The organism is Nocardia sp. NPDC003693 (genome assembly GCF_053981095.1).
On the sequence record NZ_JBSFNO010000010.1, the window covers coordinates 1 to 19586 of the forward strand.

Genomic DNA, 19586 nt, shown 5'->3' on the forward strand with positions numbered 1-19586 from the left:
ATCGACCGGGCACTGCTCCACACACGCACCACACGTCGTGCACGACCACAACACCTCGGGATCGATGATGCCGTTGACATCCTCGTGCCCGACCAACGGACGCTCCGCCTCCGCCCGCGCCTCGGCGGACAGCGTGCCCGCGTCACCGCCCGCGAGCAGATAGGGCGCCTTGGCGTACGCGTGATCGCGCAACGACAGGATCAAAAGCTTGGGCGACAACGGCTTTCCGGTGTTCCACGCGGGGCACTGGCTCTGGCACCGGCCGCACTCGGTGCAGGTGGTGAAGTCCAGCAGCCCCTTCCAGGTGAAGTCCTCGATCTTCCCGGCCCCGAACGCGTCGGTGTCGGGGTCGGCGGTCTCCATGTCCAGCACCTTGCCGCCGGAGATCATGGGCTTGGCCGCGCCGAGCGCGACGCCGCCGTCGGCCTCCCGCTTGAAATAGATGTTCACGAACGCCGAGAGCCGGTGCCAGGCCACGCCCCAGGTGAGCTTGCGGCCGATCAGGTACAGGAATGCCGCCCCGGCAAGCATTTTCACGAAGGCGGCCGCGGAGATGAACAGCGGACTCGCGGGCAGCACCTTCGCGATCTGCATGGTGAACAGATCACTGGCCGCGTGCCCGCCGCCGTAGGTCGCGATCTTGCCGCCCTTCACCAGCAGATCGCTGATCCCGTGCACGACCACGATCGTCTCGATGGCATAGGCCGCGACGAAATTCGACCCACCGAACCGCGAGAGCCGCTCGGGCCGGCGCGGATGATTGCGCTGCCGGATCACGATGAGCACGACGATCCCGAGGATGGTCGTCACCGCGAGTATCTCCGCGAGCAGGTGATACCAGCGACTGTCCCCGACCAGCGGCCAGTGGAACTCCGGATCGAAAGTCTGCCCGTAGGACTCGAAATAGAACACCATGCCGAGCAGGAAGCCGACCATCACCAGCCAGTGCGCCCACCCGACGGTGCGGAACCTGTTCATTCGCGTGTGCGCGACGACCTCGATCGCGAGCGTTCGCAGCCGGGGCACGATCGGCCGCAGCCGCGAGTAGTCCGGCTGCCCCGCCCGCATGATCCGGACCATGCGCCCCAGCCCGAGCGCAAGCGAACCCCAGCTGAGCGCGGTGATGAGCGCCCCGACAATGCCCAACGTGATCGTCGCCGAACTCACGATGCCAACCCCCGGTTTCGAGCACGACCGGCGGGCAACAGAATATGTTACCCGTCAGTAACTTTCGTATCTGTCGCCAAGTTATCACCGATTCCGCCGGCGCGGAAGCCCCGCCGGACCGTGGCCGGAAACACGTTGGCAACCGCCGGTTCCACTGCGAGAGTGCGTACTTGGCGGTTGCCGGGAATGTGCGGTGCGGTCAGTCGGCCGCGGCGGCCACGACGAAACTCGCCGTGGTGGTCGTGCTGCCGCCGATGTTGAGGGTGGCGATGGTGCCCGCGCCCGGGATCTGATGCGGGCCGGCCTGTCCGGTCACCTGCCTGGTGGCGTCCAGGAGCATGCGAATGCCGTTGGCGCCCACGGGATGACCGATGCCGATGAGTCCGCCGCCGGGATTGACCGGCGTCGCGCCGTTCAGGGTGATGGCCCCGGAATCGACCGCCTTCCAGCTCTCCCCGGGCGCGGTCAGCCCCAGGTGGTCGATGGCCACATACTCGGACATGGTGAAACAGTCGTGGACCTCGAAGCCGTCCACCGCCGCTATGTCGGGGAGGCCCGCGCGCGCGAGAGCGTCCAGGACCGCCCGCCGGACATGGGGGAAGACGTAGGGGTCGCCCGCGGCGGCGGCCAGCTTCTGATCGAGGGGCAGTCCGACGGTGCGATGACCCCACCCGGTGATGACCGCGCGGGGCCGGGCGCGAAACTCGGCGCGCGCGTTCAGGAATCGGTCGGAGACCAGGATCAGCGCGGCGCCGCCGTCGGTCATCTGGCTGCAGTCCTGACGGCGCAGGACGCCCGCGACCGGCGGGTTGGCGGTGTCGTCGGCGGTGAAACTCTCGGGGGTGTAGGTCCAGTCACGGGTTTGGGCCAGAGGGTTGGCCCGGGCGGCGGCGATGTTCAGTTCGGCGATCGCGCGCAGGTAACCGGCGTCCAGGCCGTAGCGCCGGTCGTACTCGTCGGCGATCGCGGCGAACATGCTGGGCCACACCAGATCCGTGTCGACGGCCTCGTGTCCGGCCCAGGCCGCCGCACCCATGTAACGGGCCGCGGTGTCCCCCGGAACGGTCTTCTCCAGCTCCGCGCCGAGCACCAGGGCGCAGTCGTAGCGGCCGGACTCCAGATCGGACATGGCGGCCAGCACCGCCATGCTGCCCGAGGCGCAGGCGGCCTCGTGCCGGGTGGCCGGCGTCCCCCAGAACTCGGGCCAGACGGTGGCGGGCATGCCGCCGAGGTGCCCCTGACCGGTGAAGAGTTGCCCGAAGGCGTTGCCCACGTGGATGACCCCGACATCGGCCGGGTCGATCCGGGTGGCCTCCAGGGTGTGTTCGATAACGGTGCTGACGAGGGCGTCGAAACCCAGGCCGGCGCGCTGCCAGTTGACCGCGAAATCGGTCTGGGCGCCGCCGAGGATGTGCACGGACACGTGGTGCTCCTGAATAATGTTGTGCGAGATCAGAGTTGGGCGCGCAGGTCACGGCGCAGCAGTTTGCCGACCGGATTGCGCGGCAGCGACTCGACGACCTCGAGCCGCTCGGGGAGTTTGAAGGAGGCGACCTCGAGCGCGCGCAGATGCGCGACCAGGCTCTCCAGCGTCGGTGTGGTTCCCGGACCGGGAACCACGAAGGCACAGCACTTCTCGCCGAGCACCTCGTCCGGATAGCCGACGATCGCGACGTCGGCGACGGCCGGATGGTCGGCGAGCAGGCCCTCGATTTCAGCGGGCGCGATGTTCATGCCGCCGCGAATGATGATCTCCTTCACCCGATCCACGAAACGCAGGTAGCGCCCGCCGTCGCCGCACAGTTCGAAGACATCCCCGCTGCACAGGTAGCCCTCGTCGTCGAACGGTTCCGCACTCGCGGTACCCGGTAGATACCCCGCGAAAACGGCCGGGCCGCGCATCCGCAGCTCCCCGCGCCCGCCGATCTCGGTGACCCGCGCGCCGGTGGTGACGTCGACCAGCTTGACCGCCGTGCTCGCGGCCAGCCGGGTGGACCAGCGCACGCCGGGCGCGGCGTAGTGCGGCAGATGCTGGGCGCGCACGGTGGGATCCGGGATGTCGGCGGGCGCGCCGAGCAGGCTCACGCCCTCGTTCGAGCCGAAGAAGTTGAGCACGTGGATGTTCAGCTGTTCCTGCCAGCCGCGCACCACCGGGGGCGGGAGCGGTGCGCCACCGGAACCGACCGTCCGCAGCGAGGACAGGTCCGCCCGGGCGCGCAGCTCGTCGTTCCGCAGGAGCATGGTCAGCAGCGCGGGCGGCATGCTGGTGTGGGTCACGCGGTGTTCGGCGATCTGCCGGAAGAACACGGGCAGGTCGAGCGGATGATGCTGCACCAGGTGGCCGCCCGCGAGCAGCCACGGCAGGAAGGCGGCGGCGAATCCCGCCATATTCACCATGGGAAAGGGGTTGAGCACCACCGCATCCGGGGTGATGCCCAGCCCGTCCTGGACACCGCGCGCCACCGCCAGCCAGTCGCCGTGACAGCGCGGGATGCCCTTGGGCGCGGCTTCGGTGCCGCTGGTCCAGCAGATGGTGACGCGGTCGTTGACGGTCGGCTGCAGCCCGGATTCGTAGTCGCGCACGCGATCCCGGGCATCGGGCGCGGCGGGGTCACCGAGCGCGATCGCCGCTTCGGGCACCCCGGGTCCGAAAACGAAGACGGTGCGGTCCGGTCCGGCGACCGCGAGGGCCTCGGCGCCCAGGTCGCGCCCGGCGAGCGCGCCGGTGGTCACGAGGGCGTCCGCGTCGGTGGCGGTGAGGATTCCGGTGATCTCGTGCCGCCGGTAGGAAGCGGGCATGGGTGTCGCGACCGCGCCCAGCCGCCACAGCGCCAGATACGTGGCGGTCAGCGCGATCGTGTTGGGCAGCAGGACCGCCACCGTATCGCCCTGGCGCACACCGCCCGCGAAGAGCACCGCGGCGATATCGACGACGTGATCATCCAACGCCCGCCAGGTCAGGGTGCGCGGGGCCGCGCCGGTGAGATCGGCCAGATTCGCCGGGTCGGTGACGGCCGGGTCCCCGGGCGTCTCGGCGACCCGGCGGCGGAACACCTCGGGGATGGTCTCGGTCTCCCACCAGCCCCGGTGGAGATAGTCGCGCACCGTGTCCTCGGGGTGACAGGCGAGCACCGGATGCCGGGTGCGGCCCGCGCGACGGGCGACGGAAGTCGGTGCGGAGGTGGGTGATTCAGCCATGAGATCCCCTGACGGGTCGTACCGGGTGGAGTTGGATCGGGTCGTGCGGTTCAGGTCGTGCGCTGCAGCACGATCGCCGAACCCAGGCCGAGCGCGGCCGGAATGGTGACCAGCGCGAATTCGCCGTCGCACCGGCGCAGGGTGTCCAGCGCCTGGGCGATCAGGATGCCGCCGGTCGCGCCGAGCGGATGCCCGACCGCGAGCGCGCCGCCGGCTACGTTGACCCGCTCGGGATCCAGGCCCAGCGCACGGATCAGCAGTAGCGGTGTGACGGCGAAGGATTCGTTGACCTCGATCACGTCGAGATCCGCGGCCGTGATCCCGGCCCGGCTCAGTGCCAGCCGGGAGGCGCTCACGGTCGCGGTCAGCAACGGGGAGCGTTCGGCGGTCTGGGCGGTACCGGCGATGCGCGCCCGCGGTGTGCGGCCCAGGATCGCGGCGGCCGCGTGACCGCCGAGCAGGATCGCCGAGGCCCCGTCCGCCAATTGCGGTGCGGTGGCCAGGGTGTGCAGTCCGGCGGCGGGACGCGGTGCGCCCGGCAGCCGTCGTGCGACCCGCTCCCAGGAGTCGTCCGCACCGAACAGCGTGGGCAGGGCGGCGAAGGTCTCGAGCGCGGCGTCCACCCGCGCGCCCTCGTCGGCGTCGAGCAGGACGGCGCCGCCCTGGCGCGCGGGGATCACCGAGTCCGAAACCACCGCGGCGGCGGCCTTTCGATGCGACTCGACGGCGAACGCGTCCAACTCCGCCCGGGTGATGCCGTGCGCGGCGGCGGTCAGATCCGCCGAGACCCCGATGGTGACGAAGCCGGTGCGCTCCCCCAGGTCGTTGTCGAACGCGATGGCGGGCCGATCCGAGAGCATCGGCGTCCGCGACATGGATTCCACGCCACCGGCCACGACGATCTCCGCGTACCCCGCCGCGACCCGTGCCGCGCCGCTCTCCACCGCGTCGAGCCCGGAACAGCACAGCCGCGAAACCACCGCGCCGGGAACGCCGTCCGGCCACCCCGCCCACAGTGCGGCCGCGCGCGCGATGTCGGCGCCCTGCTCCCCCACCGGCGTGCCGACCCCGGCGATGATGTCCCGCACCGCATCCGGCGGGCACGACCGGTTCGCCAGCGCCCGCAGCAGTTGCCCGAACAGTTCCCAGGCGGGCACTTCACCGAGCGTCCCACCGGATTTCCGCACGCGTGCACGCGGCAGCCGCACAGCGTCGTAGATGAACGCCTCACCCACGGGGGAACCCCGCGATCGTCTCCAGCGTCCGGTATCCGGCCGGATCCTCGGCGGAGGTCACCGGCACGATGACCACCTCGTCGGCCCCGGCGGCCCGGTAGGCGTCCAGCCGCGCGGCCAGTTCGCGCGCGTCGCCGAGCATTCCCACCGCGGCGGGCAGCGCGTCCGGTACGGCCGCGAGCACCTCGCGCGGATGAGTTCCGCTCCGGGCGAGCTCCACGACCTCACCGAACCCGGCCTCCGCGAACATCTCACCGTATCCCGGTGCCCGCAGATACCCGACCACGCCGCGACGCAACGTCGCGAGCATCGCGTCGGTGGGGTCCACCCCCGCTGTCACCCATACCGCGACCGCCGGCGCGGGACGTCCCGCCGCGGCGGCGAATTCCCGTATCGCGGCGACACATCGGGCTACCTGCGCGGGAGTCACCAGATTCAGGACCACCCGATCGGCCACCCGCGCCCCGACCGACAACGCACGCTCCCCGAACGCCGCAACGACCACTTCCCCTCGCAACGCCGGGGATCCGGCACCCGGATCCGCGCCCCTCGACTCCCCCGCGGCCGCGGCCGACCCGTTGCCACCGGACGAGATCGAATCGGTCCGGCCCGGGCGCCCGGCCGCCGCTCCCACCTCGCGCCGGGCCGGCATGGACACCGCCGGAAGGAGTTCCGCGTTTTCCGGGCTCGAGGGCAGCGCGCCGGCTGGCTGCTCGACCTCGCGAGTCGCGGGTCGCGGTGCGGGTAGCCGCAGATGGAAGCCGTCCACTCGTTCCCGGGTGCCTTCGTACCGGACCTTGGCTCCGGTGAGCAGGTCGCGGACGATACGGGCGGATTCCTCGAGATGTGCTGCGGTGCTCCTTCTTTCACGGCCGTGCCAGGCGGTGACCACGGTCGGACTCGAGGTACCCAGGGCAACACCGACCGGGCGGCCGGTGAGGGCGGCCACCGACGCCACCCCCATGGCGATCGACGCCGGGGTACGGACGGCGACCGCGAAGGGGCCCAGGCACAGGGGGATTCGGCCCGGGGTGCGGCCGACGGCGGTGGCCAGGGCGATCGCGTCGAAGGTCGCCATCTCACCGATCCAGAGGCGGTCGTAGCCGAGAGCGTCGGCGGCCTCGGCCACCAGCAGGGCGTCGAGGGGGTCGCGGTCCTGCCACAGGGGCAGACTCACACTGAGATCGGGGAGGGTCACGGTGCGCGTCCCGGTCACGACAGCGGCTGGGCGGCAGCGCGCATGCGGTCCCCGGCCACCCAGGTGGCGTGGAAGCCGAGGGGGACGCGGGTGGGCAGGCCGAGCCGGCAGACGGGGCCCGCGGCGAGGTCGGCGGCATCGTAGATCCAGACCTCGGACAGACCGGTGTGGTTGTTGTGGGCGAACATGGTCAGCCAGGCGTCGTCCTCGGCGGTGCCGCCGGGGCGCGGGACCACGGTCAGCTCGCTGCCGAGGAAGCCGTCGCCGAAGGGGGCGGTCTCCTTCGCGCCCGTGACGATGTCGTACTTGATGATCGCGTCGAAGATCATGGTGCGATCCACCGACAGGCGCATCTGGTACGAATACCGGCCCGCCCGGCCGGTGCGCGCCTGATCGATGGCCGGGAATTCGGTGTTCACGTCGTCGAGGGGCGTCTCGGTGGTGACGCCGGTGCGCAGATTGAAGCGGTAGCGGTAGAGCTTGGCCTCGGGGCGCAGATAGGCCAGCAGCTGCGCCAGCGGATGCGCGCGATCGGAGACCGGGCTCGGCTCGGTGACCCGGCAGACCACGAGCACGATCTCCTCGCCCTCCTCCCAGGAGTTCACCGTGTGATAGATGTACCCGGGCGCGGCCTCGAACCATTTCGCCTGCGCCCCATCGCCGTAACGCGGCAGCACCGCGAAGCGGCTGGGCAGGTTCCGATCGAAGAAGATCTTGAAACGGCCGGCCGCCGCGGCCCGCGGATCGTTGTACAGCGGCAGATCCATGAGGATCGAGTAGTTCTCGGTGATGGCCATGTCGTGCGGCAGCCGCGGCCCCGGCAGTTCCACACCGGTGAAGTGGGTGACCGTCCCGGTGGGGTCGGCCACGCCGTAGCGCAGGTACGGCGCGTTGATGCCGTAGTCGAAGAACAGCAGCTCATCGGTGCGCTCGTCGACCTTCGCGTGGGCCGAAACCTCCCCGCGCAGTGTGCCGTTGAAGGTGTCCACGCCCCGGGTCGCGAGGCTGACCGGGTCCAGCGCGTAGGGCTGGCCCGCCCGGTACCACAGGGCGAGCAGATTGCCGTGGTGGTACAGCACATCGGTATTGGCGGAGTTGCGCTCGCGGCGATCACCGGCCGGATTGTTGTCCCAGGGCTCGATCACCCCGCGCCACAGCGCCGTTCCCGCCGCGCGCTCGGCCTCGAACTCGGCGGTGCGGATGTAGCGATTGCGGTAGGTCGCCCGCCCGCCCTCGAAGTGCACCGCGTGCAGCATGCCGTCCCCGTCGAACCAGTGGTACCGGCCCATGGGCGCGAACTGCGGATTGGGCCCGTTGCGCACGTAGACCCCGTCCAGGTCCGCGGGCAGCTCCCCGGTGAGCACCGGCAGGCCGACGGCGGTGATCTCGTCCGCCTGCGGTGCGTACGGCCCCTCCAGGTACGGATTGGTCAGGGCCTCCGCGGCGGGAGCGATGAGTTCTTCGTTGAGCGGCATGAGCAACGCCTCCGGTGGCCGGACCACGCGGGCCCGGCGAAGTTCACTACAGTTAATGAAGTGATACGCGTCTCATGCCGGGCTGTCAAGGGTGCTCGAAGCGCACATCGGTGCGCGCCAGTTCCGCCTCGCACCCCCGGCAGCGCAGCGCGGGACGCAACGCCGAACCGCATTCGCGGTGGTCGATGCGCAATCCGGGCTCGGGTGCGCCCGGATGCGCGCGCCGGGCCCAGGCCAGCAGAAACGCGAACACCCCGAACAACGCCCGCCCGCGCGGCGTCAACCGGTATTCCCGCCCGGCGGCCTCGGGCCGGTGCAGGATCCCGGCTTCGACTAACCGGGTCAGCCGTTCGGTGAGGGTGGTCGGCGACATGTTCAGGGCCGCCCGGAATTCGGAGAAGCGCCGCACGCCCGCCAGCGCGAGCCCGGTCACCGAGGCGCTCCACCGATCGCCGATGGCCTCCATGATCTCGTCGAATCGCGCGTCGCCGCCGGCCGGCGCGGCCGCGCGTGCGGAGCGGCGGCGACCGGAGGTGATGTGCCACAGCGCATCCCGATCCAGCGCCACGTCGGTGTCGTGCGCGGTGACGGTGCGCCCGCAGTCCCGGCACAGGAGCACCGGCGGCCCGCGATGCCCGCAGTCCTCGTGCACGAACTCCGGCAGCAGCGCCCATTCGGCGGTCCATTCGCGCTGCCAGGACCAGACGCAGACCAGGATCTCCCAGACGCCCAGGCCCAGGTCGGTGAGCCGATACTCCGCGCCCTCGCGCGCCAGCACCCCGGCGTCCACGAGCGCGGCCAGCCGCGCGGTCAGCACCGCGGGCGGCGCGCCCGTGCGCTCGCTCCACTGCGAGAACCGCCGCGCGCGCTCGACGAAGGCCAGGCGCAGGATGGTCAGCGTCAGGCGGTCGCCGAGCAGATCGAAGGTCGCGGCCACGGAGTTCGTCACGCCGCTCACCGTAGGGCGCGGCACGGCCGAACCGGTTTCCGGACTCGCGTCCCGCGTAGGTTGCACTTCAATAACTGTACTTCAATCGAGAAGGCCGGGGTCGGGCACCGGGATGGCGCCCGGCCCCGGCCGGATCGATGCCGCGCTACTTACCCAGCGACGCCAGTTCCCGATCGACGGCCTCGTTGTGCTCGGCCGCCTCCCGCTCCGCCTTGGCCGGGCTCCAGTGCCCGGACATGAAGAAGATGAACGGAATGAACCCGACCTGCGCGAGCAGGCAGATCCACCACCAGGTCGTCCACTGATCGGCCGAATCCTTTTGCGCCTGCTGCACTTCGTCGGCATGCTCGGCCAGGAAGTCCCGGTCCGCCGCCGGAATCGCGGCCACCGCCGCCAATTCCTTACTGGCCGCGGTCAATTGCGGACCGACCTGGGACACCACCGCCAGATCCGACACCGGAACCTGCTGCGCGGCCGCCAATCTCGCCGCCGCCTGATCCGCGGGCAGGTTCAGCTTCTGCATGATCTGCCCGACGGCCGTCGCCGCGGACGCCTGATCGGCGGGATTCATCAGGAGTTTGGTGAGTACCGCCGGATCCACGGCCTGCAACGCCGCCAATTCCCGCGGGTACTTGGCGTTCACGCTCAGCGCGGTCCTGATATCGGCCTCCGCCGCGCCGGTCAGTCTGGTCAGCGCCGCGGTCTGGGCGTCGATATCGTTAGGATTCCGGCCCAGCGCCTCCATATTCTCCGCGCCCGCCTTCTGAATCGTGGCGATCTCGGTGTGGTACTTGGCGGCGATGACCTGGAGTTCGGGACCGTAGTTCACCAGCGTGCCCGCCGCGGTCACCACGATGAGCAGCCCGAAGAGCACGAACGTGACCACGGTGCGCAGAATGCCGCCCCAGACCGCGAGCCCGACCGCGGTGGCTGCCGGATTCCTTTTCTCCACGGTCTCGGTGAAACTCGCCATCCAGGTGGAATAGGCGATACCGCTGCCCACCGCGATGAGACTGAGCACGATGGCGAAGGTGTAGTAATCGGTGCCCGGCCGGTCGGTGTAGCTCAGGAATACGTAGACACCGATAATGCTCATGACCGCTCCGAAGAGCATGAACGGTTTGCGGACCTTCAGATGGTCGGACACGATGCCGGTGATGACCAGGCCGATCGCATTCGAGATCCAATACCAGTTACCCAGTGCGTTGGCCTGTTTCGTGGTGAACCCGAAGTTGGTCGCCAAATACACCGGCAGGAACGACACGATGGTGTAGAAGAACGCGAGGAAAATGGCGATGCCGAAGGCCGAGCCGACAATGTCGAAACGCATCATCTGTTTCCACTGATCGCGTTCGAGCGCACTCACATTCAATCCGCGCGCCCGGGCCTCGATGAGCGCCTTGTCCCGCATGGACACCATGATCTGATCGCGCAGCGCGGGACTGAGTTCACGCAGCCCGATGACGCCGAGCACCGAGATGGCGAGGCAGATGGCGCCGCAGAGCCGGTAGTGGAACTGCCAGTCCGGGTGCTCGTCCAGTGTGAGGGTGGACAGCTCGGTGGTCACCAGCGCGCCGAGCACCGGGCCCAGCGTCCAGAAGCCCATGGCCGAGGCCCGCCCGAGCTGCGGGGAGAAGTCGCGCACCAGCGCCGGGGTGGCGACCAGGACCGCGCCCTCGACGATGCTGATGAGGCAGTAGACCGCGAGGTACGCCTCTTTCGTGGCGCACAGTGGCACCGCGAAAAGCGTTAGGGCCGAACAGATCACGGTGCCGTAGGCGACCATGTTGGCCCGGCCCCAGCGGTCCAGGATGCCGGCCGCCACCGAGGCGGCCGCGCCCACGGCCGCACCCGCGATGAAGATGCCGACGAAGTAGCGGAAGGTCAGGTTGTAGTAGGCGATGAGCTCGTTGCCGATCGCACCCACCACGAACAACTGGTAGTACAGGGCGATCGAGACGATCACGACCAGGAACAGATACCAGGAGCGCGCGGGCGTCTCCGGGTAGTGCGGGAGTTTGCGTTGCCAGAGGCCGGTCAGCAGCGTCGGTGGCTGCAACTCCGGGGCGGTGGTCGAGGTGGAACTCATGTCGAGATGCCTTTCTCTCCACGGCATTTCGCGTGACCGTAAGCCACTTTTTCTGCAGCACGAGCAGCCGGGTTAGAACAGGTTACCGTTCCATGGTGATCCGCATCACAAAATGGCCGCCATGCCGAAAATCGGACATGGCGGCTATTGCGTTGCGTGGTAGAGCTATTGCTCCGCGTCGCGGAAGTAGAGAATGTTGGACCCGTGCGCGGTGAGCGGACCGGCCTCGGCCGCCTGACGGATTCCACTGGCCGGCAGCTGGGTCAGTTTGGCGAACATGGAGGTATTGCCGAATGCCGAACGCACCTGCGTTTCCGAGGCGTAATCCGCGCCGTACTCGGCCAGCATCTTGAAATCCAAAGGCGCGAGAGGCTTTTCCAGCGGAATCTGCCCCACCGGGAGGCCCAGCGCCGCGTACTGCACCGCCGAACCGCCCTCGTACCAGCACAGCTCGTACGACATGCGCTCGGTGGTGGTCACGCTGACCACCGGCCATTCCTTCGAAAGCCGCAGTGCCAGTGGGTGTCTGCCCACCGGTGCGACCTCCCAGTTCAGGCTCTTGACCGAGACCCAGTGCTCGGAGACCTTCTCGATCAACACCACGTCCTCGCCGAGGCGTTCGGTCGCGTTGGTCTCGGGTTGGCGTGTGGCCCAGTGCTTCTCGTCGACGCCCAGGTACGCGGTGCTCGGCACCGACTGCGCGCCCTCGGCGGCGTAGGCCGCCAGCACCGCGGCGCGCACCAGGGTGACGCCGTTGCGCGAGGAGCAGCGCACGGTGAGCGCGCCGAAGCTGGTGCTGATCTCCACCGGCTTGGACGGCTGTTCGGGCATGGCGCCGGCCGCCAGCGGCTTGAGACCGACCAGCGCGAGCTGCCAGTTGATCTCCTCGATCGTCGCGAGGTCGCCCGCGCTCTGGTACAGGATCTGCTGCTGGGTCAGGTATCCGGCGCGCTCGAGGGTCTGGCATTCGAGTTTGCGCAGCGCGGTGACCGTCTTGCTGGTGAGCCCGATTTCCTCGATCTTGATCTCGCGCAGCCGCTGGGTCATGGCCGGGGAGGTCACCGCCGCGTAGCGCTCGCGGTACATGGCCACGGCCTGCTTGCGCTGACGGCCGACCATGAGCGTGCGCAACAGCGTGTTCAGACTGGCCAGGTAGCGGCCCGCCTGTTCGGGTTCGGCGGCGAAGAGCGCGGCGCGAATACGCACGGCGTCCTCGCCCGCGGCGACGGCGGCGTGCGGATCGAGCCGGCACAGCCACACCCCGCACTTGGCCAGCGCGTCCGCGCACACGGCCGCGGCGTGCGGGTACTGGTGCGCCACCTGCCGGTAGGCGTTGCACGCGTTGCGAATGGTGGGGATGGCCAGTTCGCGGTGCCCGATGGTGCGCGCGGCCTCCTCGAACAGGCGCAGCGCCTCCTGCACCTCGTTGGCGAAGATGGCGTTCACGTGCCCGGCGGTGAGCCAGCGCAGGCGCAGCAGCACCGCCTCCTGCGCGGGCTCGAGCGCGGTGGCCGACCGATCGCGTTCGTCCGGATCACGTCGGGTGGCGATGAGGGCGCGGGCGAGCTCGCACAACGAGGTGGCAAGCGCCAACTCCGCCGCCGCCGAACGGTCCCGGGCCGCCCCTCGGTCGGCAGCCACCTGGCGCTCGATGGCGCTGAGATCCATTGCGACCTTCAAACTCCCACAACCACCTTGCTCGCCCGGCCACCTGCACGACCGGCCCTCGTTTGCGCCGAGTCTGCCACACATTCCGGTACGAGGTCACCCCTCCGGAGGTATGCCCGGAATGCGGAACCCCGGCCACGGCGCGGCGATCACGACGCGGGCCGGGTGTAGCGGAGTTGCCCCGGCTTGGCGGCGGCCTGGGCGGCGTGTCCCGAGAGGTGCCGGGGCACACCCACTTCCCACCACGCACCCGCGTCGGTCCAGGTGGACGGCAGGGTGCGCACCACGACCACCGCGGGCCGCCGCTCGGTGACCGCGGCGGCCCGGGCCCGGGCGTACGCGGTGCGGAACTCGCTCGCGTCATCGGCGGTGACGACCGCGCAGCCCAGGGCGCGCGCGTGCGCGGCGAAGTCCACGCGTGGCGGCCGGTCGTGCTCGGTACGGCAGTCGGCGTAGAAGTTGTTGAACGCCGCCGCGCCCTGCCCCTCCTGCAGTCGCGCGATCACCCCGTAACCGTCGTTGTCGCAGACCACCGCGACGAAGGGGTGCCCGGCGAAGGCGGCGGAGAACAGTTCGGAATTCAGCATCAGGTACGAGCCGTCGCCGAGCAGGGTGGTGACCAGGCCGCGGGTGGGCCCCGCGGATTCGTCGCCGACCACCATGGCCGCGCCCCAGGCCCCGGCGAGTTCGTAACCCATGCAGGAGAAGCCGTACTCCACGTCCATGGCCGGCTCGCCGCCGACGGCGCGCCACCCGCCCACGAGTTCGCCGGGCAGTCCGCCCGAGGCGGTCATGACGTAGTCGCGGGGGCCGCTGAGGTCGTTGACGATGCCGACGACGCGGGCGTAGCTCGGCGCTCCCCGCGCGGGGGCGCGCAGCGTGTCGATGTGGGTGTCCCATTCCGCGCGTACGACCGCCGCGCGGGCGGTCCAGTCCGGCGCCGCGCGCCAGTCCCCCAGCGCCGGGCCGAGTTCGGCCAGGGTTTCGGCGGCATCGCCCACGACCGCGAGCGCGCCGTGTTTGACCGCGTCGAAACGCGCGGTGTTGATGTGCACCAGGCGCATTCGCGGATCGAACAGGGTCCAGGAGGCGGTGGTGAAATCCTGCAGGCGGGTGCCGACCGCCAGCACCACGTCGGCCGCGGCGGCCAGGGAGTTCGCCGACGCCGACCCCGTGATGCCCAGCGGTCCGGCGTGGAGCGGGTGGTCGTGCGGGACCAGGGTGCGCCCGGCGGTGGTCTCGGTGACCGGAATGCCATGGCGCCGTGCGAGTTCCAGCGCTCGCGCGCCCGCACCGGAGTAGCGGACGCCGCCGCCGAGGATCAGTAGCGGGCGTTCGGCGGTGCGCAGCGCCGCCGCGGCGGCGGCGAGTTCGCGGCGGTCGGGGCGCGGGCGCGGCGCGCGATGCACGACCGGGACGAACAGCTCATCCGGAAAGTCGTACTCCCGCACCTGAACATCCTGCGGCAGCGCCAGGGTGACCGGCCCGGCCTCGGCCGGATCGGTGAGTACCCGGGCCACCTGCGGCAGGGTCGCGATGAGCTGTTCCGGGCGGACGATGCGGTCGAAATAGCGGCTCACCGGCCGGAAGGCGTCGTTCACCGTGGCGGTCGGGTCACCGAAATGCTCGACCTGCTGCAATACCGGATCGGGGGCGCGGCTGACGAAGGTGTCCCCCGGCAGCAACAGCAGCGGCAGCCGATTGGCGTGTGCCACACCGGCGGCGGTCACCATGTTGAGCGCGCCGGGTCCGATGGAGGAGGTCGCGATGCCGACCTGGCGCCGGTGCGCGGCCTTGGCCAGGCCGACCGCGGCCAGGGCCATCCCCTGTTCGGTGTGCCCGCGCCACACCGGCAGGACCTCGCGCTGTTCCTCGAGAGCGGTGCCCAGGCCCAGCACGTTGCCGTGGCCGAAGATGGCGAAAACCGCCGGGAAGAGCGGAACTTCGATGCCGTCGAGGGTTTCCGAGCGCTGGGCGATCAGCCAGGCCACCAGTGCTCGCGCGGTCGTGAGTCTCATCCGAGCCGTCCTTCGTGCGAGGTCAGCGGGCAGCGCGGATCCGGAAGTTCGCTCTCCCAGTGCGCGCGGACCCAGGCGTGGGAAGGGTCGTCGCAGAAGGCCAGGGAGCGTTCGGGACCGGGTCCGGCGAGCACGTTGAGGTAGTACATCGGGTAGCCGGGGGCGGCCACGCACGGACCGTGGTAGCCGCGCGGGACCAGGAAGACATCACCGTCGCGGACCGCGACGTTCGCGTCGATTTCGCCGTCGGCGGTGTAGGTGCGGTGCAGCCCGAACCCGCTGTCGGACGGCCGGATTCCGTCCGGCCCGGCGATGCGGAAGTAGTAGATCTCCTCGTTCACGACCTCGTGCGCGCTCGCCTCGTCGTGCTTGTGCGGCGGGTAGGAGGACCAGTTGCCGTCCGGGGTGAGCAGTTCGCAGGCGCTGAGTTTGTCGGCGTGGTCCCAGACGCCGGGGACGCCGAAGTTGACGACCTGCCGGGTGGCGCGGCCCGCGCCGCGCACCTCGACCGGGACCTGGTCGGCCGGACCGTATTTCGGGTCGAGACGGCGGGTGCACCGGGCCATGGGCAGCGCCACCTCGGCCCCGTGCGCGGCGGAGAGTTCGACCTCGGCGTCGCGGGGCACGTAGGCGAAGTCGGTGACGCGGCTGAACACCGTGTCCCGCCCGGTCAGTTCGAACTCGTAGCCGTCGACCCGCACGACGCAGCCGCCCGCGAGCGGGAGGACGAAGGCTTCGAAGTCGCCGGTGTGCACGACACGCGTCTCACCCGGCGCCAGCCGCAGCACCCGCAGGCCGGTGTAGGTCCAGCCCGCGTCCGCGGGCGTGAGCACCACCGGATCGGCGGCGTCGGCGAGAGTTCCGTGCGGGCGATGCAGGGCGGTCACGAGGCGGCGCCGTCGGACGGGCCGGTCGCGAGCCGAAGTGCCTGCGCGCCCGCCGAATCGGCGAGCACCCCCGCCGCGGCGGCCACCGCACCGGCCACGTCGCCGTCCGGCGGATACAGCAGACCGCGCCCGACCACCAGACCGCGCACCACCTCGTGGCTCAGCGCCTTGCCCCAGGCGGCGAGATCGCCGGTGGGATCGCCCGAGGGTGCGCCGCCCAGCACGAGCACCGGCAGCGTGGTGGCGTCCAGCGCCGAGATGTCCTGCGGCGCGGGGATCTTCAGCCAGGTGTAGGCGGAGGTGACGCCGAGTCCCGAGGCCACGGTGATGGCGCGCTGCAGGGCGGCCGCGTCCCGGTGCATGACCAGCGCGCCGGAGGCGTCGCGACGGTACGGCAGCGGTTCGACCATGGCCATGAGCCCGTGCTCGGCCAGTTCGGAGACCGCGCGGGCACAGGCGTGCAGGGTGGGCGCCGTGCTCGGGTCCGAATCGACCATGCGCAGCAGCATCTTTCCGCCGTCGAGGCCGAATTCGACGAGGGACGCGGCGTCGTAGCCGGTGAAGCGGTCGTCGATCTCCCAGTCCGCCCCGGCCAGTCCGCCCCGGTTCATGGAACCGATGACGATCTTGTCGTGGACCGCGTCCAGCAGCAGGAGCTCCTCGACGATGTCCGGCGAACCGAGCACCCCGTCCACCGCCGGATTGTCGAGCGCGATGAGCAGGCGTTCGAGCAGGGTCCGGCGATCGGCCATGGCGGTGCTGTCCGCGCCGACGCCGAGCGCGCCGCGGGCGGGATGGTCGGCGGCGACCAGGAACAGGGTCCCGGTGCCGGACAGCAGGTTCGAGCGCCGGCGCCGGTCGGCGTAGGCGCGCCGCACGGCCTCGGGCTCGGTGGCGCGCACCCGCAGCAGGTGCTGCCAGCGCTCATCGGTCAGGTGCACAGCAGCTCCTCGATCTCGGCGGCCGTCGGCATGGCGTCGGCGCAGGCCAGCCGGGCGGCCACCAGCGCCCCGGCGGCGTTGGCGTAGGTGGCGATCCGCCGTGGATCCCACCCGGCGAGCAGGCCGTGCGCGAGCGCACCGCCGAAGGCGTCCCCCGCGCCCAGGCCGCACACCACCTCTACCCGGCACGGCGGCACCCGCAGGCGTTCGCCGGGGGTGGCGATCAGGACGCCGTCCGCGCCGCATTTGACGACCGCCAGGCCGATCCCCCGGTCCAGCAGCCGGTCCGCGGCCGCGTCCGGATCATCGGCGCCGACCGCCACCCGCGCCTCGGTTCTGTTGCCCACCACCACGTTCACGTGCTCGAGCAGGGCTCCGATCTCCGACCGGGCGGTGCTCTCGTCCGGCCAGAACATGGGGCGGTAGTCCAGATCCAGGACGGTGTGCCCGCGCCGGGCCCGGCGCTCCAGGATCGCGTGCTGGGTCGCGCGGGCCGGTTCGGCGCTGACGCCGGTGCCGGTGACCCACAGCAGCGGAACGGAATCCACCAGATCCCACGGAACCTCGTCCGGGGTCAGGGTGAGATCGGGGGCGATGGGCTCGCGATAGAACAGCAGCGGCGGATCGGCGGGCGGGTTCAGTTCGCAGAACACCACCGGGGTCGCCAGATCCGGGGCGGTGGCGACGTGGCTCGCGTCGACCCCGAAGTCCCGCAGCGCCGTTCGCACGAAATCGCCGAAGCCGTCCGGGCCCACCTTGGTGAGCACGGCCGCGCGCCGGCCGAGCCGGGCCGCCGCCACCGCCACGTTGGTGGCCGTGCCGCCCAGGAATTTGGCGAAGGTGCGGACCTGCGCCAGCGGCACCCCGCTCTGCTCGGGATACAGATCGACCCCGACCCGGCCGACGGTCAGCACGTCCGGGCCGGTCACGGCGTATCCGCCCGGCGCAGTTCGTGTTCCAGCGCTTCGAGTTCCGCGCCACCGGCCATCTGTCGGGTCAGTTCGGCGAGATCGATCTCGGATTTCTCGTAGCTCCCGAGCACGCCGCCGCGCCGCAGCAGCAGGAAACGGTCGCCGACCGGGTACGCGTGGTGCGGGTTGTGCGTGATGAGCACGACGCCCAGGCCGCGATCGCGGGCCTGCACCACGTAGCGCAGCACCACTCCGGCCTGTTTGACGCCGAGCGCGGCGGTGGGCTCGTCGAGGATGAGAACCTTGGCGCCGTAGTGCACGGCCCGGGCGATGGCCACGCACTGGCGCTGGCCGCCGGACAGGGTGCCGACCGGCTGTTCCAGGTCGCGAATCTCGATTCCCATGTCCGTCAGGGCATGCCGCGTGATGTCGCGGGCCGTGCCGCGATCGAGCAGTTCGAGCGGGCCGAAGCGTTTCACCGGTTCGGAACCGAGCACGAAGTTACGCCACACGCTCATGAGCGGCACCACCGCCAGATCCTGGTAGACCGTGGCGATACCCAGGTCCAGCGCGGAGCGGGGCGAGGCCAACCGGGTCGGCACGCCGTCGATCCGGAGTTCGCCCCGATCGTGCCGGTGCACCCCGGACAGGATCTTGATGAGGGTGGATTTGCCCGCGCCGTTGTCACCGAGCACGCAGGTGACCTCGCCCGCGTCGACCACCATGGACACGTCGTGCAGCGCCACCACGCCGCCGTAACTCTTTCCGATGCCGACGGTTTCGATGAGATGCCCGGTCATCGGCGTACCCTTTCGGCGCGTTTGCGGAACTCGTTGTTGACCAGCACCGCCGCCAGCAGCAGGACGCCGAGGAAGAGCATGAACCAGTCGCTGTTCCACCCCGCGTACACGATGCCCTGGCGAGCCATGCCGAAGGTGAGCGCGCCCAGCGCCGCCCCGACCACCGAACCGAAGCCACCGGTGAGCAGGCAGCCGCCGATCACCGCGGCGATGATGTACTGGAACTCCAGGCCCACACCCTGATTGGCCTGCACGCTGGAATAGCGCAGCAGGTTGCACGCGCCCACCACCCAGCCCGCGAAGGCCGTGGTCATGAACAGGATGATCTTCGTGCGCGCCGCGGGTACGCCGACCGCGCGAGCGCTGGGCAGCGAACCGCCGACCGCGAAGATCCAGTTGCCGAACCTGGTGCGCAGCAGGACGAGTGCGGCCAGCGCGGTGAGCACGAGCCACCACACCACCGAGGCCTGAATGCTGGTGTCCCCGATCGTGGTGGTGGCCGCGAACACCCATCCCGCCGACTCGTAGCCGCTCGAGCTCCGAATCCCCGAGACCTGCACCGCGCCGGTAACCGCCCGGGTCACACCGAGGTTCAGGCCCTGCAGCGCCAGGAAGGTACCCAGGGTGACGATGAAGCTCGGCAGGCCGGTGCGCATCACCACCCAGCCGTTCACGGCGCCGACCGCCAGCGCGAAGAGCAGCGAAGCCAGCAGGGCCGCCCACACGTTCCACCCGGCGTGCACCGCCAGCATCGCCGTGATCAGGGCCGTGGACGCGGTCATGACGCCGGCGGAGAGATCGAATTCGCCGCCGATCATGAGCAGCGCCACCGCCACGGCCATGATGCCGAGGGTCGAGGCGTCGTCGAGCCAGGTGGGAACACCGGCGGCGCTGAGGAATTTGTCGGTGACGATCGAGAAGAACACGAAGACCGCGAGCGCGCCCAGCAGGGCGCCGAGTTCGGGGCGCGCGATCAGCCGGCGCACGAGGGAGGCGCGCACGCTCTCCGTCGCGGCGGGTCCGGAAGTCGTTGTCGCGGTGCTCATGTCA

General features: G+C 70.4%; 15 protein-coding genes. All 15 read right to left on the reverse strand.

Features of this window, described 5'->3' with window-relative positions:
- The coding region (locus tag ACWDOP_RS13635; protein WP_456345306.1) for a 4Fe-4S dicluster domain-containing protein at positions 1–1167 on the reverse strand (1167 nt) is incomplete at its 3' end.
- 199 nt (positions 1168–1366) lie between these two features.
- Positions 1367–2584: an acetyl-CoA acetyltransferase gene (locus ACWDOP_RS13640; RefSeq protein WP_456345453.1), complete on the reverse strand. Its 1218-nt coding sequence runs from the start codon at positions 2582–2584 to the stop codon at positions 1367–1369.
- Positions 2585–2619: 35 nt separating this feature from the next.
- The gene (locus ACWDOP_RS13645; protein ID WP_456345307.1) at positions 2620–4365 is read right to left on the reverse strand and encodes a class I adenylate-forming enzyme family protein; all 1746 of its coding nucleotides are present in this window, start codon (positions 4363–4365) and stop codon (positions 2620–2622) included.
- 50 nt (positions 4366–4415) lie between these two features.
- Positions 4416–5600: an acetyl-CoA C-acyltransferase gene (locus ACWDOP_RS13650; RefSeq protein ID WP_456345308.1), complete on the reverse strand. Its 1185-nt coding sequence runs from the start codon at positions 5598–5600 to the stop codon at positions 4416–4418.
- Positions 5593–6777 carry an LLM class flavin-dependent oxidoreductase gene (locus ACWDOP_RS13655; RefSeq protein WP_456345309.1) on the reverse strand — a complete coding sequence of 395 codons (1185 nt, stop codon included), beginning with the start codon at positions 6775–6777 and terminating at the stop codon, positions 5593–5595. The genes ACWDOP_RS13650 and ACWDOP_RS13655 overlap by 8 nt, the downstream gene beginning before the upstream one ends.
- 35 nt (positions 6778–6812) lie before the next feature.
- On the reverse strand, positions 6813–8273 hold the full coding sequence (locus tag ACWDOP_RS13660) for a carotenoid oxygenase family protein (protein WP_456345310.1): 1461 nt from the start codon (positions 8271–8273) through the stop codon (positions 6813–6815).
- A gap of 85 nt (positions 8274–8358) precedes the next feature.
- A complete protein-coding gene (locus ACWDOP_RS13665) occupies positions 8359–9222 on the reverse strand; it encodes a winged helix-turn-helix transcriptional regulator (protein WP_456345311.1) in 864 nt (287 codons plus the stop codon).
- Positions 9223–9367: 145 nt separating this feature from the next.
- A complete protein-coding gene (locus ACWDOP_RS13670) occupies positions 9368–11311 on the reverse strand; it encodes an MFS transporter (protein WP_456345312.1) in 1944 nt (647 codons plus the stop codon).
- Positions 11312–11476: 165 nt separating this feature from the next.
- Positions 11477–12991 carry a hypothetical protein gene (locus tag ACWDOP_RS13675; protein WP_454200321.1) on the reverse strand — a complete coding sequence of 505 codons (1515 nt, stop codon included), beginning with the start codon at positions 12989–12991 and terminating at the stop codon, positions 11477–11479.
- Between the two features lie 137 nt (positions 12992–13128).
- The gene (gene iolD, locus ACWDOP_RS13680) at positions 13129–14997 is read right to left on the reverse strand and encodes a 3D-(3,5/4)-trihydroxycyclohexane-1,2-dione acylhydrolase (decyclizing) (RefSeq protein ID WP_456345313.1); all 1869 of its coding nucleotides are present in this window, start codon (positions 14995–14997) and stop codon (positions 13129–13131) included.
- Positions 14994–15884, reverse strand: a complete 891-nt coding sequence (gene iolB, locus ACWDOP_RS13685; RefSeq protein WP_456345314.1) for a 5-deoxy-glucuronate isomerase — start codon at positions 15882–15884, stop codon at positions 14994–14996. Before iolB ends, iolD begins: the two co-directional genes overlap by 4 nt.
- A complete protein-coding gene (locus ACWDOP_RS13690; protein WP_454200318.1) occupies positions 15881–16825 on the reverse strand; it encodes a Cgl0159 family (beta/alpha)8-fold protein in 945 nt (314 codons plus the stop codon). The genes iolB and ACWDOP_RS13690 overlap by 4 nt, the downstream gene beginning before the upstream one ends.
- Positions 16816–17754, reverse strand: a complete 939-nt coding sequence (gene iolC, locus ACWDOP_RS13695; RefSeq protein WP_456345315.1) for a 5-dehydro-2-deoxygluconokinase — start codon at positions 17752–17754, stop codon at positions 16816–16818. Before iolC ends, ACWDOP_RS13690 begins: the two co-directional genes overlap by 10 nt.
- The gene (locus ACWDOP_RS13700) at positions 17751–18536 is read right to left on the reverse strand and encodes an ATP-binding cassette domain-containing protein (RefSeq protein ID WP_456345316.1); all 786 of its coding nucleotides are present in this window, start codon (positions 18534–18536) and stop codon (positions 17751–17753) included. Before ACWDOP_RS13700 ends, iolC begins: the two co-directional genes overlap by 4 nt.
- Positions 18533–19582 (reverse strand): ABC transporter permease, encoded by a 1050-nt coding sequence (locus ACWDOP_RS13705; protein ID WP_456345317.1) that lies wholly within the window; start codon positions 19580–19582, stop codon positions 18533–18535. The genes ACWDOP_RS13700 and ACWDOP_RS13705 overlap by 4 nt, the downstream gene beginning before the upstream one ends.
- Positions 19583–19586: the final 4 nt, after the last annotated feature.